The 13,720-nt window shown below is 60.8% G+C and carries 11 protein-coding genes; 2 read left to right on the top strand and 9 right to left on the bottom strand.

Translation table 11 applies throughout. From position 1 onward, the window contains the following. Positions 1-61: 61 nt before the first annotated feature. The 4 genes from AB4N53_RS17365 to AB4N53_RS17350 all read right to left on the bottom strand — a co-directional run bounded on the left by AB4N53_RS17365 (position 62) and on the right by AB4N53_RS17350 (position 4,310). Positions 62-1,036, bottom strand: a complete 975-nt coding sequence (locus tag AB4N53_RS17365) for a FecR domain-containing protein (protein ID WP_460121923.1) — start codon at positions 1,034-1,036, stop codon at positions 62-64. After that, positions 1,033-1,509 carry an RNA polymerase sigma factor gene (locus AB4N53_RS17360; RefSeq protein ID WP_253505040.1) on the bottom strand — a complete coding sequence of 159 codons (477 nt, stop codon included), beginning with the start codon at positions 1,507-1,509 and terminating at the stop codon, positions 1,033-1,035. The genes AB4N53_RS17365 and AB4N53_RS17360 overlap by 4 nt, the downstream gene beginning before the upstream one ends. 162 nt (positions 1,510-1,671) lie before the next feature. Then, positions 1,672-2,379 carry a 3'-5' exonuclease gene (locus AB4N53_RS17355; protein WP_460121921.1) on the bottom strand — a complete coding sequence of 236 codons (708 nt, stop codon included), beginning with the start codon at positions 2,377-2,379 and terminating at the stop codon, positions 1,672-1,674. Further along, positions 2,376-4,310, bottom strand: coding sequence for a putative nucleotidyltransferase substrate binding domain-containing protein (locus AB4N53_RS17350; RefSeq protein WP_343287064.1), 1,935 nt, complete (start codon positions 4,308-4,310; stop codon positions 2,376-2,378). The genes AB4N53_RS17355 and AB4N53_RS17350 overlap by 4 nt, the downstream gene beginning before the upstream one ends. A 255-nt stretch (positions 4,311-4,565) precedes the next feature. Between AB4N53_RS17350 and AB4N53_RS17345 the strand changes: the two genes are divergently transcribed. Continuing rightward, positions 4,566-5,012, top strand: a complete 447-nt coding sequence (locus AB4N53_RS17345; protein WP_460121918.1) for a response regulator — start codon at positions 4,566-4,568, stop codon at positions 5,010-5,012. 154 nt (positions 5,013-5,166) lie between these two features. Here AB4N53_RS17345 and AB4N53_RS17340 read toward each other — a convergent pair whose 3' ends face one another. Next, positions 5,167-7,344 (bottom strand): malate synthase G, encoded by a 2,178-nt coding sequence (locus AB4N53_RS17340; RefSeq protein ID WP_460121916.1) that lies wholly within the window; start codon positions 7,342-7,344, stop codon positions 5,167-5,169. Between the two features lie 544 nt (positions 7,345-7,888). Between AB4N53_RS17340 and AB4N53_RS17335 the strand changes: the two genes are divergently transcribed. After that, on the top strand, positions 7,889-8,407 hold the full coding sequence (locus AB4N53_RS17335) for a glycine cleavage system transcriptional repressor (RefSeq protein WP_460121914.1): 519 nt from the start codon (positions 7,889-7,891) through the stop codon (positions 8,405-8,407). Positions 8,408-8,630: 223 nt separating this feature from the next. On the opposite strand, the gene rarD is transcribed toward AB4N53_RS17335, so the two are convergent. The 4 genes from rarD to AB4N53_RS17315 all read right to left on the bottom strand — a co-directional run bounded on the left by rarD (position 8,631) and on the right by AB4N53_RS17315 (position 13,554). After that, entirely contained in the window at positions 8,631-9,518 is an 888-nt protein-coding gene (gene rarD, locus AB4N53_RS17330; protein ID WP_041476730.1) for an EamA family transporter RarD, read from the bottom strand. Between the two features lie 160 nt (positions 9,519-9,678). Then, positions 9,679-10,653: a serine/threonine protein kinase gene (locus AB4N53_RS17325; RefSeq protein WP_039757662.1), complete on the bottom strand. Its 975-nt coding sequence runs from the start codon at positions 10,651-10,653 to the stop codon at positions 9,679-9,681. A 164-nt stretch (positions 10,654-10,817) separates the two neighbouring features. Then, positions 10,818-12,719, bottom strand: a complete 1,902-nt coding sequence (locus tag AB4N53_RS17320; RefSeq protein WP_460121912.1) for a PhoX family protein — start codon at positions 12,717-12,719, stop codon at positions 10,818-10,820. Between the two features lie 70 nt (positions 12,720-12,789). Continuing rightward, positions 12,790-13,554, bottom strand: coding sequence for a TOBE domain-containing protein (locus tag AB4N53_RS17315; protein ID WP_460121909.1), 765 nt, complete (start codon positions 13,552-13,554; stop codon positions 12,790-12,792). Between the last annotated feature and the right edge of the window lie 166 nt (positions 13,555-13,720).

Below are 13,720 nucleotides of genomic sequence, written 5' to 3'. Positions count from 1 at the left end.
GTGATCGCATTCCAATGTGGGAGCGAGCCTGCTCGCGAAGGCAGGTTTTCCTGCGGGCGCATTACTCAGGCTTGATACCAGCCTTCGCCACGGTGACCCAATACGGCGTATGCCGCTCGATCTGCACCGGCAAGGTCGGTAGCAATGCACTCAGTGCCTTGTCGGTGTCATGCAACGGAAAGCTGCCGGTAATGCGCAGATCGGCCACTTCCGGCGCCACGCCCAGATGCCCGCGACGATAGCGCCCCAGCTCGTGCACCAGATCGCCCAGCCGTGCGTTGTCCACCACCAGCATGCCCCGGGTCCAGGCATCGGCGCCGGGGGCGAGGGCGGCAATCGAGCCCAGCCCGTCACTGCGCAGCAGCACCTGCTGGCCTTCGTGCAGAATTTGTTCTTGCGGGTTGGCTTGGGCATGCGCCGCCACCGCTGACTGCAACACGCTCAGGCGTGTGCCGTCGTCCTCGCGCTTGACCAGAAACCGCGTGCCCAGCGCGCGCATGCTGCCTTCGCGGGTTTCGACGATAAACGGCCGCGCGTCGCCATGCCCGGTCTCAACGAGAATTTCGCCTTCCTGCAGCACGATCAAGCGGCGCTTGTCATCGAAGCGCACGTCGACCGCGCTGTGGGTATTGAGATTGAGCAGGGTGCCGTCGGACAGGCGCACGCTGCGCTGTTCGCCAGTGGCGGTGCGTTGATCGGCGAGCCAGTAATCCAGCGGCAGGTAGCGCTCACTGACAAACAGCCCCAGCCCGATAACCACCACGACACTGGCCAGCCCGCTGCCGAGTTTGCGCACGCGCCGGCGAATGCCTTCGCGCGATTGCAGCAACGCACTTCGGGCCGGGCCCTTGGCGACGCTGAAGCGCTGATCGAGCATGCCCAACTGACGCCAGGCGCGGGCATGTTCTTCATGGGCGGCATGCCATTTGGCGAATTCTTCGCGCTCCAGCGCGGTGCTCGAATCGAGGGTCAATTGCCAGGCAATCGCTGCGTCCAGCACGTGCGCCGGCACCGGCCGCGAACTGGCCGCGGTCATGTCGGTTCACCGTACAGGGCGATGTAGCACTGACGCAGCCCTTGCGCCAGATACTGCCGGACGCGCGGCACCGAGACGCCGAGTTTGCCGGCAATCTCGGCATGGCTCAGGCCGTCGAGGCGGTTATACAGAAACGCTGCGCGGGCCTTGGTCGACAGTTTGCCGAGCAGGCGATCGATGGCTTTGAGGTCGTCGAGGATCATTTGCTGTTCTTCCACCGACGGTTGTTCGCCTTCGGGGATCAGCATCAGTTCGGTGAGGTAGGCCTGTTCCAGCGCAGCGCGGCGGAAGTAGTCGAACAACAGGCCTTTGGCGATCGCCACCAGAAACGCTCGAGGTTCGCGCGGTGTCAACAACTCGTCGCGGTTGAGCAGGCGCACGAAGGTGTCCTGGCTCAGGTCCTCGGCACGCTGCGGACACGCCACATTGCGCCGCAACCACGCCAGCAGCCAACCGCGATGGTCGCGATACATCGCACCGACGAGCTCACTGTGGGGGTTGGGCACTGACGACACCGGACATCACCGATTGGGAAATGTTAACTAACGAGAATAGTTCGCGATTCTGGCAGAGGTGGGAATGGTTAGCAATTGGCCACTGGTCAGGTGATATGGATGCATGCTTCTGTAGGAGCACTAGAAAGAATGAGTTTGTTGCCTGCGCTTCCACTGACTCAACCGCTGTTGCAGATTCAAAGGACTGAGAATCTGCTGCCCCCGCGCGCGGCTGAACAGAATCAGTGCCAGTTCCGCCGTGGCCAGCGCATCGGCACTCGCGTTATGCCGTTCGAACACTTCGAGCCGGAACCACTCGATCCACTCATCCAGCCCCGCTTCGCGGATCTGCGCCTGCGGACATAACATCGGCGCAATGTCCGCGACATCGAGAAATACATGCTGCAGCTTATGCCCCAAGTGTTCTTTCACAGCGCGCCCGAGCATGTGCTGATCGAACGGCGCATGAAACGCCAGCACCGGACTGTCACCGATAAACTCCAGCAACTCCAGCAACGCCTCGGCCGGTTCGCTGCCAGCGGCAATCGCATTCGGCCCCAATCCATGAATCAGCACACTGGGGCTGAGCTTCAATTCGCGACATTGCAAGGTGCGTTCGAATTGTTGGCTGAAATCGATTGCGCCGTCCTCGATCACCACCGCGCCGATCGACAGAACCCGATCCTTGTTCATATTCAGGCCGGTGGTTTCCAGGTCCAGCACCACCCAGCGCTGCTCGCGCAGGTCGCATTCGCTCAGCTCGGCAAGCGCCGGCAGCTTCGCCAGCCGCTGCTGCAAATCCGCCGACACCACGGGACTGGCCGGGCGCAACCAGGAAAACAGGCTCATAGCTGATACCGCAAGGTCAGGCTGCTTTGCAGGCGCTGCGCCTGGCGCAGGGATTCACGCAGGATGCGTCGGTCGAGGTGATTGAGGCTGTCGGGATCGACGCGGTTGGAATACGGCTGATTCTCTCGGGTCTGCAGCTGATGCTGCTGCATGCGGGTCTGCTGAATGAAGTGATAGGCCTCTTCATAGGCCGCGCCGTCGAGTGGCTCGATGACCTCTTTATCGACCAGTTGGCGAAAGCGTTCCAGGGTGTTATTGGCGTCGATGCCGTTGGCCAGCGCCAGCAAACGGGCGCCGTCCACGAACGGCGTCAGGCCCTGAATTTTCAGATCCAGCGTGGCCTTCTCACCGTTCTTGCGTGCCAGCACGAACTCACGGAAGCGCCCGACGGGAGGGCGATTACGCAGCGCGTTCTCGGCCAGCATGCGCTGGAACAAACGGTTGTCAGCGACCTGATCGAGAATGCCCCGGCGCAATTGCTCACAGCCTTGCTCATCGCCCCAGACCACGCGCAGGTCGAAATAAATGCTCGAGCCCAGCAGGTTTTCCGGCGTGGCTTCGCGGATGAACGCCGCGAAGCGCCGCGCCCATTCGGCCCGCGACAGACACAGCTCGGGATTGCCGGCCATGATGTTGCCTTTGCACAGAGTAAAACCGCACTGCGCCAGGCTGTGGTTGATCTGCTGGGCGATCGGCAGCAGCTTGCCGCGAATCTCCGCTGCGTGTGCTGCATCGCGCGCGTCGAAGAGAATGCCGTTGTCCTGGTCGGTGTGCAGCGTCTGCTCGCGCCGGCCCTCGCTGCCGAAACACAGCCAACTGAACGGCACCCCCGGATCGCCTTTTTCCGCCAGGGTGAGTTCGATCACCCGGCACACCGTGTGATCGTTGAGCAGGGTAATGATGTGGGTGATCTGCGTCGACGACGCGCCGTGGGCGAGCATGCGCTCGACCAGTTGGCCGATCTCGCCGCGCAGGGTCACCAGTTGCTCGACCCGTTGCGCGCTGCGGATGGTCCGGGCGAGGTGCACCAGATCGACCCGTTGCAGGGAGAACAGATCACGCTCGGACACCACGCCGCACAGGCGCTGATCCTTGACCAGGCAGACGTGAGCAATGTGACGCTCAGTCATGGCGATTGCCGCATCGAAGGCGCTGTGATCCGGCGATAGATAAAACGGTGATCGGGTCATGTGCTGTTCGATGGCGTCGCTGAAATCACCGACACCTTCGGCGACCACATGGCGCAAATCGCGCAAGGTGAAGATCCCCAGCGGCGCCTTGTGCTCATCCACCGCGACGATGCTGCCGACCTGTTGCTCGTGCATCAGCTTCACCGCTTCACGCAGCGGCGTCTCGGCACTGCAGGTCACCGGATGACGCATCGCAAGTTCACCGAGGCGGGTGTTGAGCGAGTACTGAGTGCCGAGGGTTTCCACGGCTTTTTGCTGGACTTGCTGGTTGACCTGATCGAGCAGGCTGCTCACCCCGCGCAGGGCGAAGTCGCGGAAGGCGCTGGAAAGGGCGAACAGTTTGATGAACGCCAGTTTGTTCAGTTGCAGGCAGAAGGTGTCTTCGCCCGCCAGGTGTTCGGTGCGCGTGGCGCGCTCACCGAGCAGCGCGGCCAGCGGAAAGCATTCGCCAGTGGTGATTTCGAAGGTGGTCTCGGTGCCGGGTTTGGTGATGTGCTGGCGTTCGCCGACCACCCGACCCTGTTTGACGATATGAAAATGTTCCACCGGGCCGTCCGCCGGTTTGATGATGCTCTCGCCCTGGGCAAAAAAACGCAGCTGACATTGCTCCACCAGATAGGCGAGGTGGGCGTGTTCCATCTGATTGAAGGGCGGGAAGCGCTGAAGGAATTGCAGGGTGCCCTGAATGTTCTGCAATACCGCGGTTTTCCCTGCCTGGGTGAAGGCGTCCGCTTTGCTCATAACCATTACCGCAGTCTTTTTCGAATTGTTGTTGTCGGATCGTTGCGGCCATGGTCGACCCCGGCGGGCAGGGTGCCCATTGGACGTAAGTCTAGGTTTTGCCACCATTGGCCGATTTTCGGAAATAACCTACGCAAAAGCTCGGAAAAGCTTGCCCTAAGCACTTGGAAAAAAATCCGACGAAGTGCACATTGAAGCGCTGTCCGGCGATGTCTGACGACTTGCCAGGGATTGTTTGAATACTTAGAGAACGCCATGTCCGACCACGATATTTTGAGCGACGCCGAGCGTGAAGCGCTCAGCGCAGTAATGCTCGAACCTGATCTGCCGCCGCAGCGTGTCCTGATTGTCGACGACGACAAGGATGCCCGCGAGCTGTTGTCGGAGATTCTCGCGCTGGACGGCATTCGCTGCATGACCGCAGCCAGCGGTGAAACCGCGCTGAAAATGCTAGAGGAAAAACCTTTGATCGGTCTGGTCATTACCGATCTGCGCATGGGCAATGTCGATGGCCTCGACCTGATCCGCCAGGTGCGCGAATCGGTGCGGGCAGCGATGCCGATCATCATTGTCTCGGGCGATGCCGACGTGAAAGATGCGATCGAAGCGATGCACTTGAGCGTGGTGGATTTTCTGCTCAAGCCGATTGATACGAGGAATTTGCTTGATTTGGTGAAACACGAATTGGGGATTGAGCCCTGAATATTTGAGGATCAAAAGATCGCAGCCTTCGGCAGCTCCTACAGGTGATCTCATGTAGGAGCTGCCAAAGGCTGCGATCTTTTGACTTTGCGTTTAGAAAAAAAGGCCCTGATCTCTCGATCAGGGCCTTTTTCATTTCCAGCGTCAGCGCACATTACAGACCATTCGCGGCCTTGAACTCACGACGACGACGGTGCAGCACCGGCTCGGTATAGCCATTGGGCTGCCTGGTGCCTTCGATCACCAGTTCGACCGCCGCCTGGAAGGCGATGTTGCTGTCGAAGTCCGGTGCCAGCGGGCGATACAGCGGGTCGTTGGCGTTCTGACGGTCGACCACTGCCGCCATGCGCTTGAGGCTTTCCATCACTTGCTCTTGGCTGACGATGCCGTGGCGCAGCCAGTTGGCGATGTGCTGGCTGGAGATGCGCAGCGTCGCACGGTCTTCCATCAGGCCGACGTCGTTGATGTCCGGCACTTTCGAGCAGCCGACACCCTGATCGATCCAGCGCACCACGTAACCGAGAATGCCCTGGGCGTTGTTGTCCAGTTCGTTCTTGATCTGCTCTGGTGTCCAGCTTGGGTTCACTGCCAATGGAATGGTCAGGATGTCATCCACCGAGGCACGGGCACGTTTGGCCAGTTCGGCCTGACGCGCAAACACGTCAACCTTGTGGTAGTGCAGTGCGTGCAACGCAGCGGCGGTTGGCGACGGTACCCACGCTGTGTTGGCACCAGCAAGCGGGTGAGCGATTTTCTGCTCGAGCATCGCGGCCATCAGATCCGGCATCGCCCACATGCCTTTACCGATTTGCGCGCGACCTTGCAGGCCGGTGCTCAGACCGATATCGACGTTCCAGTTCTCGTAGGCGCCGATCCACTTCTCGGCCTTCATGTCAGCCTTGCGCACGACAGGGCCGGCTTCCATGGAAGTGTGGATTTCGTCGCCGGTGCGGTCGAGGAAACCGGTGTTGATGAACACCACGCGCTCGCTGGCCGCCTTGATGCAGGCCTTGAGGTTGACCGTGGTGCGGCGCTCCTCGTCCATGATCCCGACTTTCAGGGTGTTGCGCGGCAGGCGCAGGACGTCTTCGATGCGCCCGAACAGCTCGTTGGTAAACGCCGCTTCTTCCGGGCCGTGCATTTTCGGTTTAACGATGTACACCGAACCGGTGCGGGTGTTGCGCCGCGAAGTGTTGCCGTTGAGGTTGTGCATTGCTGCCAGGCAAGTCACCAGACCGTCGAGGATGCCTTCCGGCACTTCGTTACCTTGGCTGTCGAGGATCGCATCGATGGTCATCAGATGGCCGACGTTGCGCACGAACAACAGCGAACGACCGTGCAGTGTCACTTCACCGCCATTGGGCGCGGTGTAGGTGCGATCCGGGTTCATGGTGCGGGTGAACGTCTGGCCGCCCTTGGACACGGATTCCGCGAGGTCGCCCTTCATCAGGCCGAGCCAGTTGCGGTAGATCACCACTTTGTCGTCGGCATCGACGGCGGCCACGGAGTCTTCGCAGTCCATGATCGTGGTCAGCGCCGCTTCCATGAGAATGTCTTTGACCCCGGCGGCATCGGTCTGGCCGACCGGAGTGCTGGCATCGATCTGGATTTCGAAGTGCAGGCCGTTGTGCTTGAGCAGAACGGCGATCGGCGCGTTGGCGTTGCCCTGGAAACCGATCAACTGAGCGTCATCGCGCAGGCCGCTGTTGCTGCCGCCCTTGAGCGTCACGACCAGTTTGCCGTCAGCGATCTTGTAGCCGGTCGAGTCGACGTGGGAGCCCGCGGCCAGTGGCGCGGCTTCGTCGAGGAAAGCACGGGCGAAGGCGATGACTTTGTCGCCACGCACCTTGTTGTAGCCTTTGCCTTTTTCCGCGCCGCCGTCTTCGCTGATCGCGTCGGTGCCGTAGAGGGCGTCGTACAGCGAACCCCAGCGAGCGTTCGAGGCGTTGAGCGCGAAGCGCGCATTCATCACCGGCACGACCAGTTGCGGGCCGGCGGTGCGGGCGATTTCATCGTCGACGTTTTGCGTCGTCGCCTGGAAATCAGCCGCTTCTGGCAGCAGATAACCGATCTCTTGCAGGAAAGCTTTGTAGGCCACGGCATCGTGCGCCTGGCCGGCATGCTGCTGATGCCAGGCATCGATGCGCGCCTGGAAGTCATCGCGTTTGGCGAGTAGGGCTTTGTTCTTCGGCGCCAGGTCGTGAATGACCTTGTCGGCACCTTCCCAGAATTGTTCGGCGGTGAGGCCGGTACCGGGAATGGCTTCGTTGTTCACGAAGTCGAACAGGACTTTGGCGACCTGCAGGCCACCGACTTGAACGTGTTCAGTCATTGCTTGCCTCACTCTGCTCAGCTATTTCGCTTTTCAGCTCGTCAATTTAACAATGAAGCTTCTGGCCATTAAAACCACAAACCTGCCGACCAGTACATGCCATTGCTGGCGGCTGGGCTAGGACCAATCAACGGCTTGGAGGCCTTGCTGACGGGGCTTTCAGGGTTGTGAAGGGCCTTGGGCAGACATCGATCCAGCGTTATGTAGTGCGCGCTGCGGCATACTACATGATGAGTTGCGCTTGTGAAAATCAGACTAATTACGTCGTTCTGCGACCTCATGACGCATTGCGGTCACGTCGCGGAACGGGATGTTCTCAAAAAAGCATTGGATTGTTCCAGTTAAATATCGAAAGTTGTACACGATTTGTCTATCGCGCAGATCCCCAGTGCTGCCATTTGCGAGCAGGCTCGCTCCCACAGAGGATTGCATTCCAAATGTGGAAGCGAGCCTGCTCACGAAGGGGCCAGTCGATTCAACACGAAACCAGCCCTTGCCTATACTTGCCCTTCGATAACAAAAGTCATGACAAGAGGGCTGCGCCATGGACCATCTCGTACTTACCGTTTTCGCCCCGGACAAGCCCGGGCAGGTCGAGCGCATCGCCCAATGCATCGCCGAGCACGGCGGCAACTGGCTGGAAAGCCGCATGTCACGCATGGCCGGGCAGTTCGCCGGGATTCTGCGCGTGGGGGTGCCGGCGGAGGCTTACGACGAACTGGTCGATGCCCTGCAAGCGCTGTCGACCCATGACATCCGCGTATTGATTGCCGAAAGCGGGGTGGAGCAGTCCTGCACGTGGAAACCGATCGCCATGGAACTGGTCGGCAATGATCGGCCCGGCATCGTCCGTGACATCACCCGGTTGTTGAGCGAGCAGGGTGTGAACCTTGAACGGCTGGTGACCGAAGTGCGCCCGGCGCCGATGAGCAGCGAGCCGCTGTTTCACGCTGAGGCGATTCTGGCGGTGCCACTGACGTTGTCGCTGGATGTGTTGCAGGCACGCCTGGAAACCCTGGCCGATGATCTGATGGTCGAACTGGTGTTGCGCACAGAGGTTTAAGTGCAAACAGGGTTATTCAGGTTTAACGTGCACCTGCCTGTGGATAACCTGTAGAGACAGACCGCCACGCCACGTCCGCCGTGGCTTTGCGCAGGTTGATCAAAAAACCGCCAACATTCAGTAACTTGCGCACAAACGGCGGGGATCACGCTGTGGATAAGCTTGGGAAGGAACGATGCAGGCCACGAGAACCGTGGCCTGCGGAGGTTTGTGCGTTTTTTGATCAGGCGCGCCGACGCAAACTTATCCACGCATCAACGCTATAGACCGCCAACCCGGCCCAGATAAACATGAAGGCAACCAGCGTGCTCGAAGACAAATGCTCGCCAAACAGCAGCACCGCTTGCAGCAGTACCAGAGTCGGCGCGATGTATTGCAGGAAGCCGATGGTGGTGTAGGGCAAGTGGCGGGTGGCGGCGTTGAAACACACCAATGGCACCAGCGTCACCGGGCCGGCGGCTACCAGCCACCAGGCTTCGGAAGTGGTCCAGAAGGCCGGCTGCACACTCGTGGCAGTCTGATTGAACAGCAACCACGCGATCGCAATCGGCACCAGCATCCAGGTTTCCACCACCAGCCCCGGCAGCGCCTTGACCGGCGCCTGCTTGCGGATCAGACCGTAGAAACCGAAGGTCAGCGCCAGCGCCAGCGACACCCACGGCAGACTGCCGACCTGCCACACCTGCTGTGCCACGCCGATGGCAGCCAGCCCGACCGCCACCCACTGCATGCGCCGCAGCCGCTCACCGAGAATCACCATGCCCAACAACACGTTGACCAGCGGATTGATGTAATAACCCAGACTCGCCTCGAGCATGCGGCCGTTGTTCACTGACCAGACATAGGTCAGCCAGTTGGCCGCGATCAACGTCCCGCTCAAGGCCAGAATCGCCAGACGTTTGGGATTGTCCAGCAACTCGCGCAACCAGCCCGGGTGTTTCCACACCATCAGCAGCAACGCACCGAACAGCGCCGACCACAGCACGCGGTGGATGATGATCTCGACGGCCGGGACTTCGGCGATGGCTTTGAAATAGATCGGGAACAGGCCCCAGATAATGTAGGCGCTCAGGCCCAGAATGTACCCGCGACGCGGGTTGGCGGCTTGCATGCAGAATCCTTGTTCAGGCAGCTGACAAAGAAAGGATTGTAAGGAGGTTGTATAGATGTGTCGTGTCAGAAAGCAAAAAGATCGCAGCCTTCGGCAGCTCCTACAGGGATATGCATTCCAAGGTAGGAGCTGCCGAAGGCTGCGATCTTTTGATCTTTGATCAGAAGAGTTTGAGCGGTTCTTCATTCAGTGCCGCCAACTGCTCACGCAATGCCAGCACCTGATCGCCCCAATACCGTTCCGTGCCAAACCACGGAAAGCTGTGCGGAAATGCCGGGTCGTCCCAGCGCCGCGCCAGCCAGGCGCTGTAGTGCATCAGGCGGAGGGCGCGCAACGGTTCGATCAGCGCCAGTTCGCGCGGGTCGAAATCATGGAATTCGTTGTAGCCGTCCATCAATTCCGACAACTGCCCGAGACATTCCTGGCGATCGCCGGCGAGCATCATCCAGATGTCCTGCACCGCCGGGCCCATGCGGCAATCGTCGAGGTCGACGATGTGGAACATCTCGTCGCGACACATCATGTTGCCGGGGTGGCAGTCACCGTGCATGCGGATGTTCTGGTGCGGCGTGGCGGCGTAGACATCTTCGACGCGTTTGAGCAGGTCGCGGGCAACCGACTCGTAGGCCGGCAGCAGGCTTTTCGGAATGAAATTACCTTCAAGCAGGGTGTTCAGCGAGGCATGGCCGAAGTTCTGCACGGCCAGGGCTTCGCGGTGTTCGAACGGCTTGGTGCCGCCCACCGCATGCATGCGCCCGAGCAACTGGCCGAGGCGATATAGCTGATCAAGATTGCCCGGCTCCGGCGCGCGGCCCCCACGGCGCGGGAACAGGGTGAAGCGGAAACCGGCGTGCTCGTGCAGGGTTTCGCCGTTGTGGATCAGCGGCGCTACCACCGGGATGTCGATGTCGGCCAGCTCGAAGGTGAACTGGTGCTCCTCAAGGATGGCCTCGTTGGTCCAGCGCTGCGGACGATAGAACTTGGCAATCAGCGGCTCGGAGTCTTCGATGCCGACCTGATACACGCGGTTTTCGTAGCTGTTGAGCGCCAGGATGCGTGCGTCGCTGAGGAAACCAATGCTTTCGACGGCATCCAGGACGAGATCGGGGGTGAGGGTTTCAAACGGGTGGGCCATGCTGACTCCTGCGCGCAGCAGGCTGCTGCGTCCGGCCCGGCATGGTAGCGCAGATGGCGGCGCGAAGGGTGTTGGTGTCTGCCCGGGCCTCTTCGCGAGCAGGCTCGCTCCCACCTTGGAATGCGATTCCCTGTGGGAGCGAGCCTGCTCGCGAAAGCGGATTATCAGGCGCCGACGATCCCGCCATCATCGCGGGTAATCGCCATCACCGAAGACCTTGGCTTGCCGTTGGGCAGATGCTCGGGGAAGGTCGAACCGCCGTTCTCGCCCGGATGCTGAATCCCGACAAACAGGGTTTTCTGATCCGGCGAGAAGCTGATCCCGGTCACTTCGCAACCCACCGGCCCGACCATGAACCGGCGAATTTCACCGGTCGCAGGATCGGCGCAGAGCATCTGGTTGTTGCCCATGCCGGCGAAGTCGCCAGCGTTGCTCGAGTCGCCGTCGGTGAGAATCCACAGACGTCCGGCCTTGTCGAAACCCAGACCGTCGGGGCTGTTGAACATGTTCTGCGGGGTGATGTTGGATGAGCCGCCCTTCGGCGTCCCGCCATGCACGCCCGGGTTGCCCGCGACCACAAACAGATCCCAGGCAAACGTCTTCGAAGCGTGATCGTTGCGGTCGGTGCGCCAGCGCAGAATCTGCCCGTAGACGTTTTTCTCGCGCGGGTTCGGCCCGCCCACCGGTTGCCCGTCTTCGCCACGTTTGGCGTTGTTGGTCAGGGTGCAATAAACCTGCCCGTCCTTGGGGCTGACGACGATCCACTCCGGGCGGTCCATGCGTGTTGCGCCTACGACGCTGGCGGCGAGACGCGCGTGGATCAGCACTTGCGCCTGATCGGCAAACCCGCTGCTGGCGTCGATGCCGTTCTTGCCGTGGGTCAGTTCGATCCACTGGCCTTGGCCTTTCGGGTGATCGGGGTTGCCGTCGCCGGCATCGAACCTGGCTACGTACAGGGTGCCGTGATCGAGGATGTCGCGGTTGGCCTTCTGATTGCGATGGTTGATGCGATCGCGGCTGACGAATTTGTAAATGAACTCACCACGCTCGTCGTCGCCCATGTACACCACAGCGCGACCATCGTCGGTCTCGGCCAGCGCGGCGTTTTCATGCTTGAAGCGGCCCAGCGCGGTGCGTTTGACAGGAGTCGATTGCGGATCGAACGGATCGATCTCGACCACCCAGCCGTGACGGTTGAGCTCGTTGGGGTTCTTGGCCATGTCGAAGCGCGGGTCGTGCGGGTGCCAGTTGATGTCTTTGCTGCTGGCGACAACGCCATAGCGCTTTTGCGCGGCATCAAACTGCTGCTGGGCGTTGCTGCTGCCGAAGCAATCGGTGAAGTTTTCTTCGCAGGTCAGGTAGGTGCCCCACGGCGTCTTGCCGTTGGCGCAGTTCTGGAAGGTGCCGAGAACTTTCTTGCCGTGCTTGTCGGCGGCGGTTTTCATCAAGTCGTGGCCGCGGGCCGGACCGCTGATGCGCAGCGGCGAGTTACCGTGAATCCGACGGTTGTAGCGCGAGCCCTGGACGAATTGCCACTGACCGTTCTTGCGCTGCACTTCGATCACCGACACGCCTTCGCAGGCCAATGCCTTGCGCACATCTTCAGCCGACTGCGGCATGCCGCCATGCGGATACAGGTAGCGATAGTTGGTGTATTCGTTGTTGATCGCCATCAGGGCGCGGTTTTTGTCGTCCGGGAAGGCAAACAGGCTCATGCCGTCGTTGTTGTCGCCGAACTGCACTTCCTGTGCGGCAGCGGTGCCGTTACCGCTCGGATCGAAGGCCGGGCCGTTCTTGTGCAACGGCTGGCCCCAACTGATCAGCACCGAAGACTTGTAGCCCTTGGGCAGGCTGATGGCGTCGGTGGTCGCCGCCGGAATGCTCTCGAAACCGAGCAGGCGGCTGTTGCCGGCGCTGACGCTGGCGGCCATGACGCTGCGGCTCAACAGGTTGCCGCCGAGGAACATCGCCGCGCCGCACAAGGCACCGGCGCTGATGAAACCGCGACGGCTGAGGCCGACCATTTTTTCCAGATCAGTAGATTGGTTTTCTTCTAATAGGCTCACATCAGGCTCCCTGCTTGGTTATGGGCAACACCTTAATGCGGGTCGATGACGCTTTTGTTGCAGGGCCGAATCAGAGCGGCGTGCCGATCAGCACGTTGGAGGGCGCACATTGCACCTGCACCGCAGACCCCACGGCGAGTTGCTGGCTGCGCAAGTGCAGCGGTTCGGCCAAGGCGCAAAGTGTATGGCCGTTGGGCAGGGAAATGCGCACTTCGCTGGGGCCGTCCTCGGCATCGAGAATCGCTTCGATGGTGCCGTGCAGGACATTGTGCCCAGGCGTTGTCGCCTGATCGGCACCGCGCAAATCAAGCCAGCCAGCCTTGATCAGCGCCATGACTTCGGTACCGACCTGCAATTCCAGGTGCACGGTGCTGTCGTGGGTGATCTGTGCCTCCAGAGCAATGCCTTCTGCCAGTTCGAGGCGGATCAGATCGTTGCGCCCCTGCGCCTGAATGGCCGCGACCGTGCCATGCAGTTGATTGCGCGCGCTGGTCCTGAGCATCAGCCGCCCGAGCAGGTCGAGATCGCTGGCGTCTTCCGCCGCTTCCAGGACCTGCGCCTGCAAAGCCTGCAATTTCTGATACAGGCGCAGCACCCGCTCGCCCTCGCTGGACAGTCTGGCGCCGCCACCACCCTTGCCGCCCACCACGCGCTCGACCAAAGGTTTCTGCGCGAGATTGTTCAACTCATCGATCGCATCCCACGCTGCCTTGTAACTGAGCCCCGCACTCTTCGCCGCACGGGTGATCGAACCCTGCTCGGCGATATGTTGTAGCAGGGCAATGCGCTGCGGACGGCGGACGATGTGTTGGGAGAGCAGGGTGGGCAGGGACATATCAGAATGCTTCTGGCTCGGGCGATGAGACGGACGTTGGGCACTTGCAACGTACGAGTCAAGCCGAACACGGTCTTCTGTAGGAGCTGCGGCACGCTGCGATCTTTTGATCTTGTTTTTTTACAATCAAAAGATCGCAGCGTGCCGCAGCTCCTACAGTGCTATG

This window comes from Pseudomonas sp. H3_E04 (genome assembly GCF_054668915.1).
Note: the sequence above shows the minus strand (reverse complement) of the source record. Positions and strands in the feature narration are given on the sequence as shown.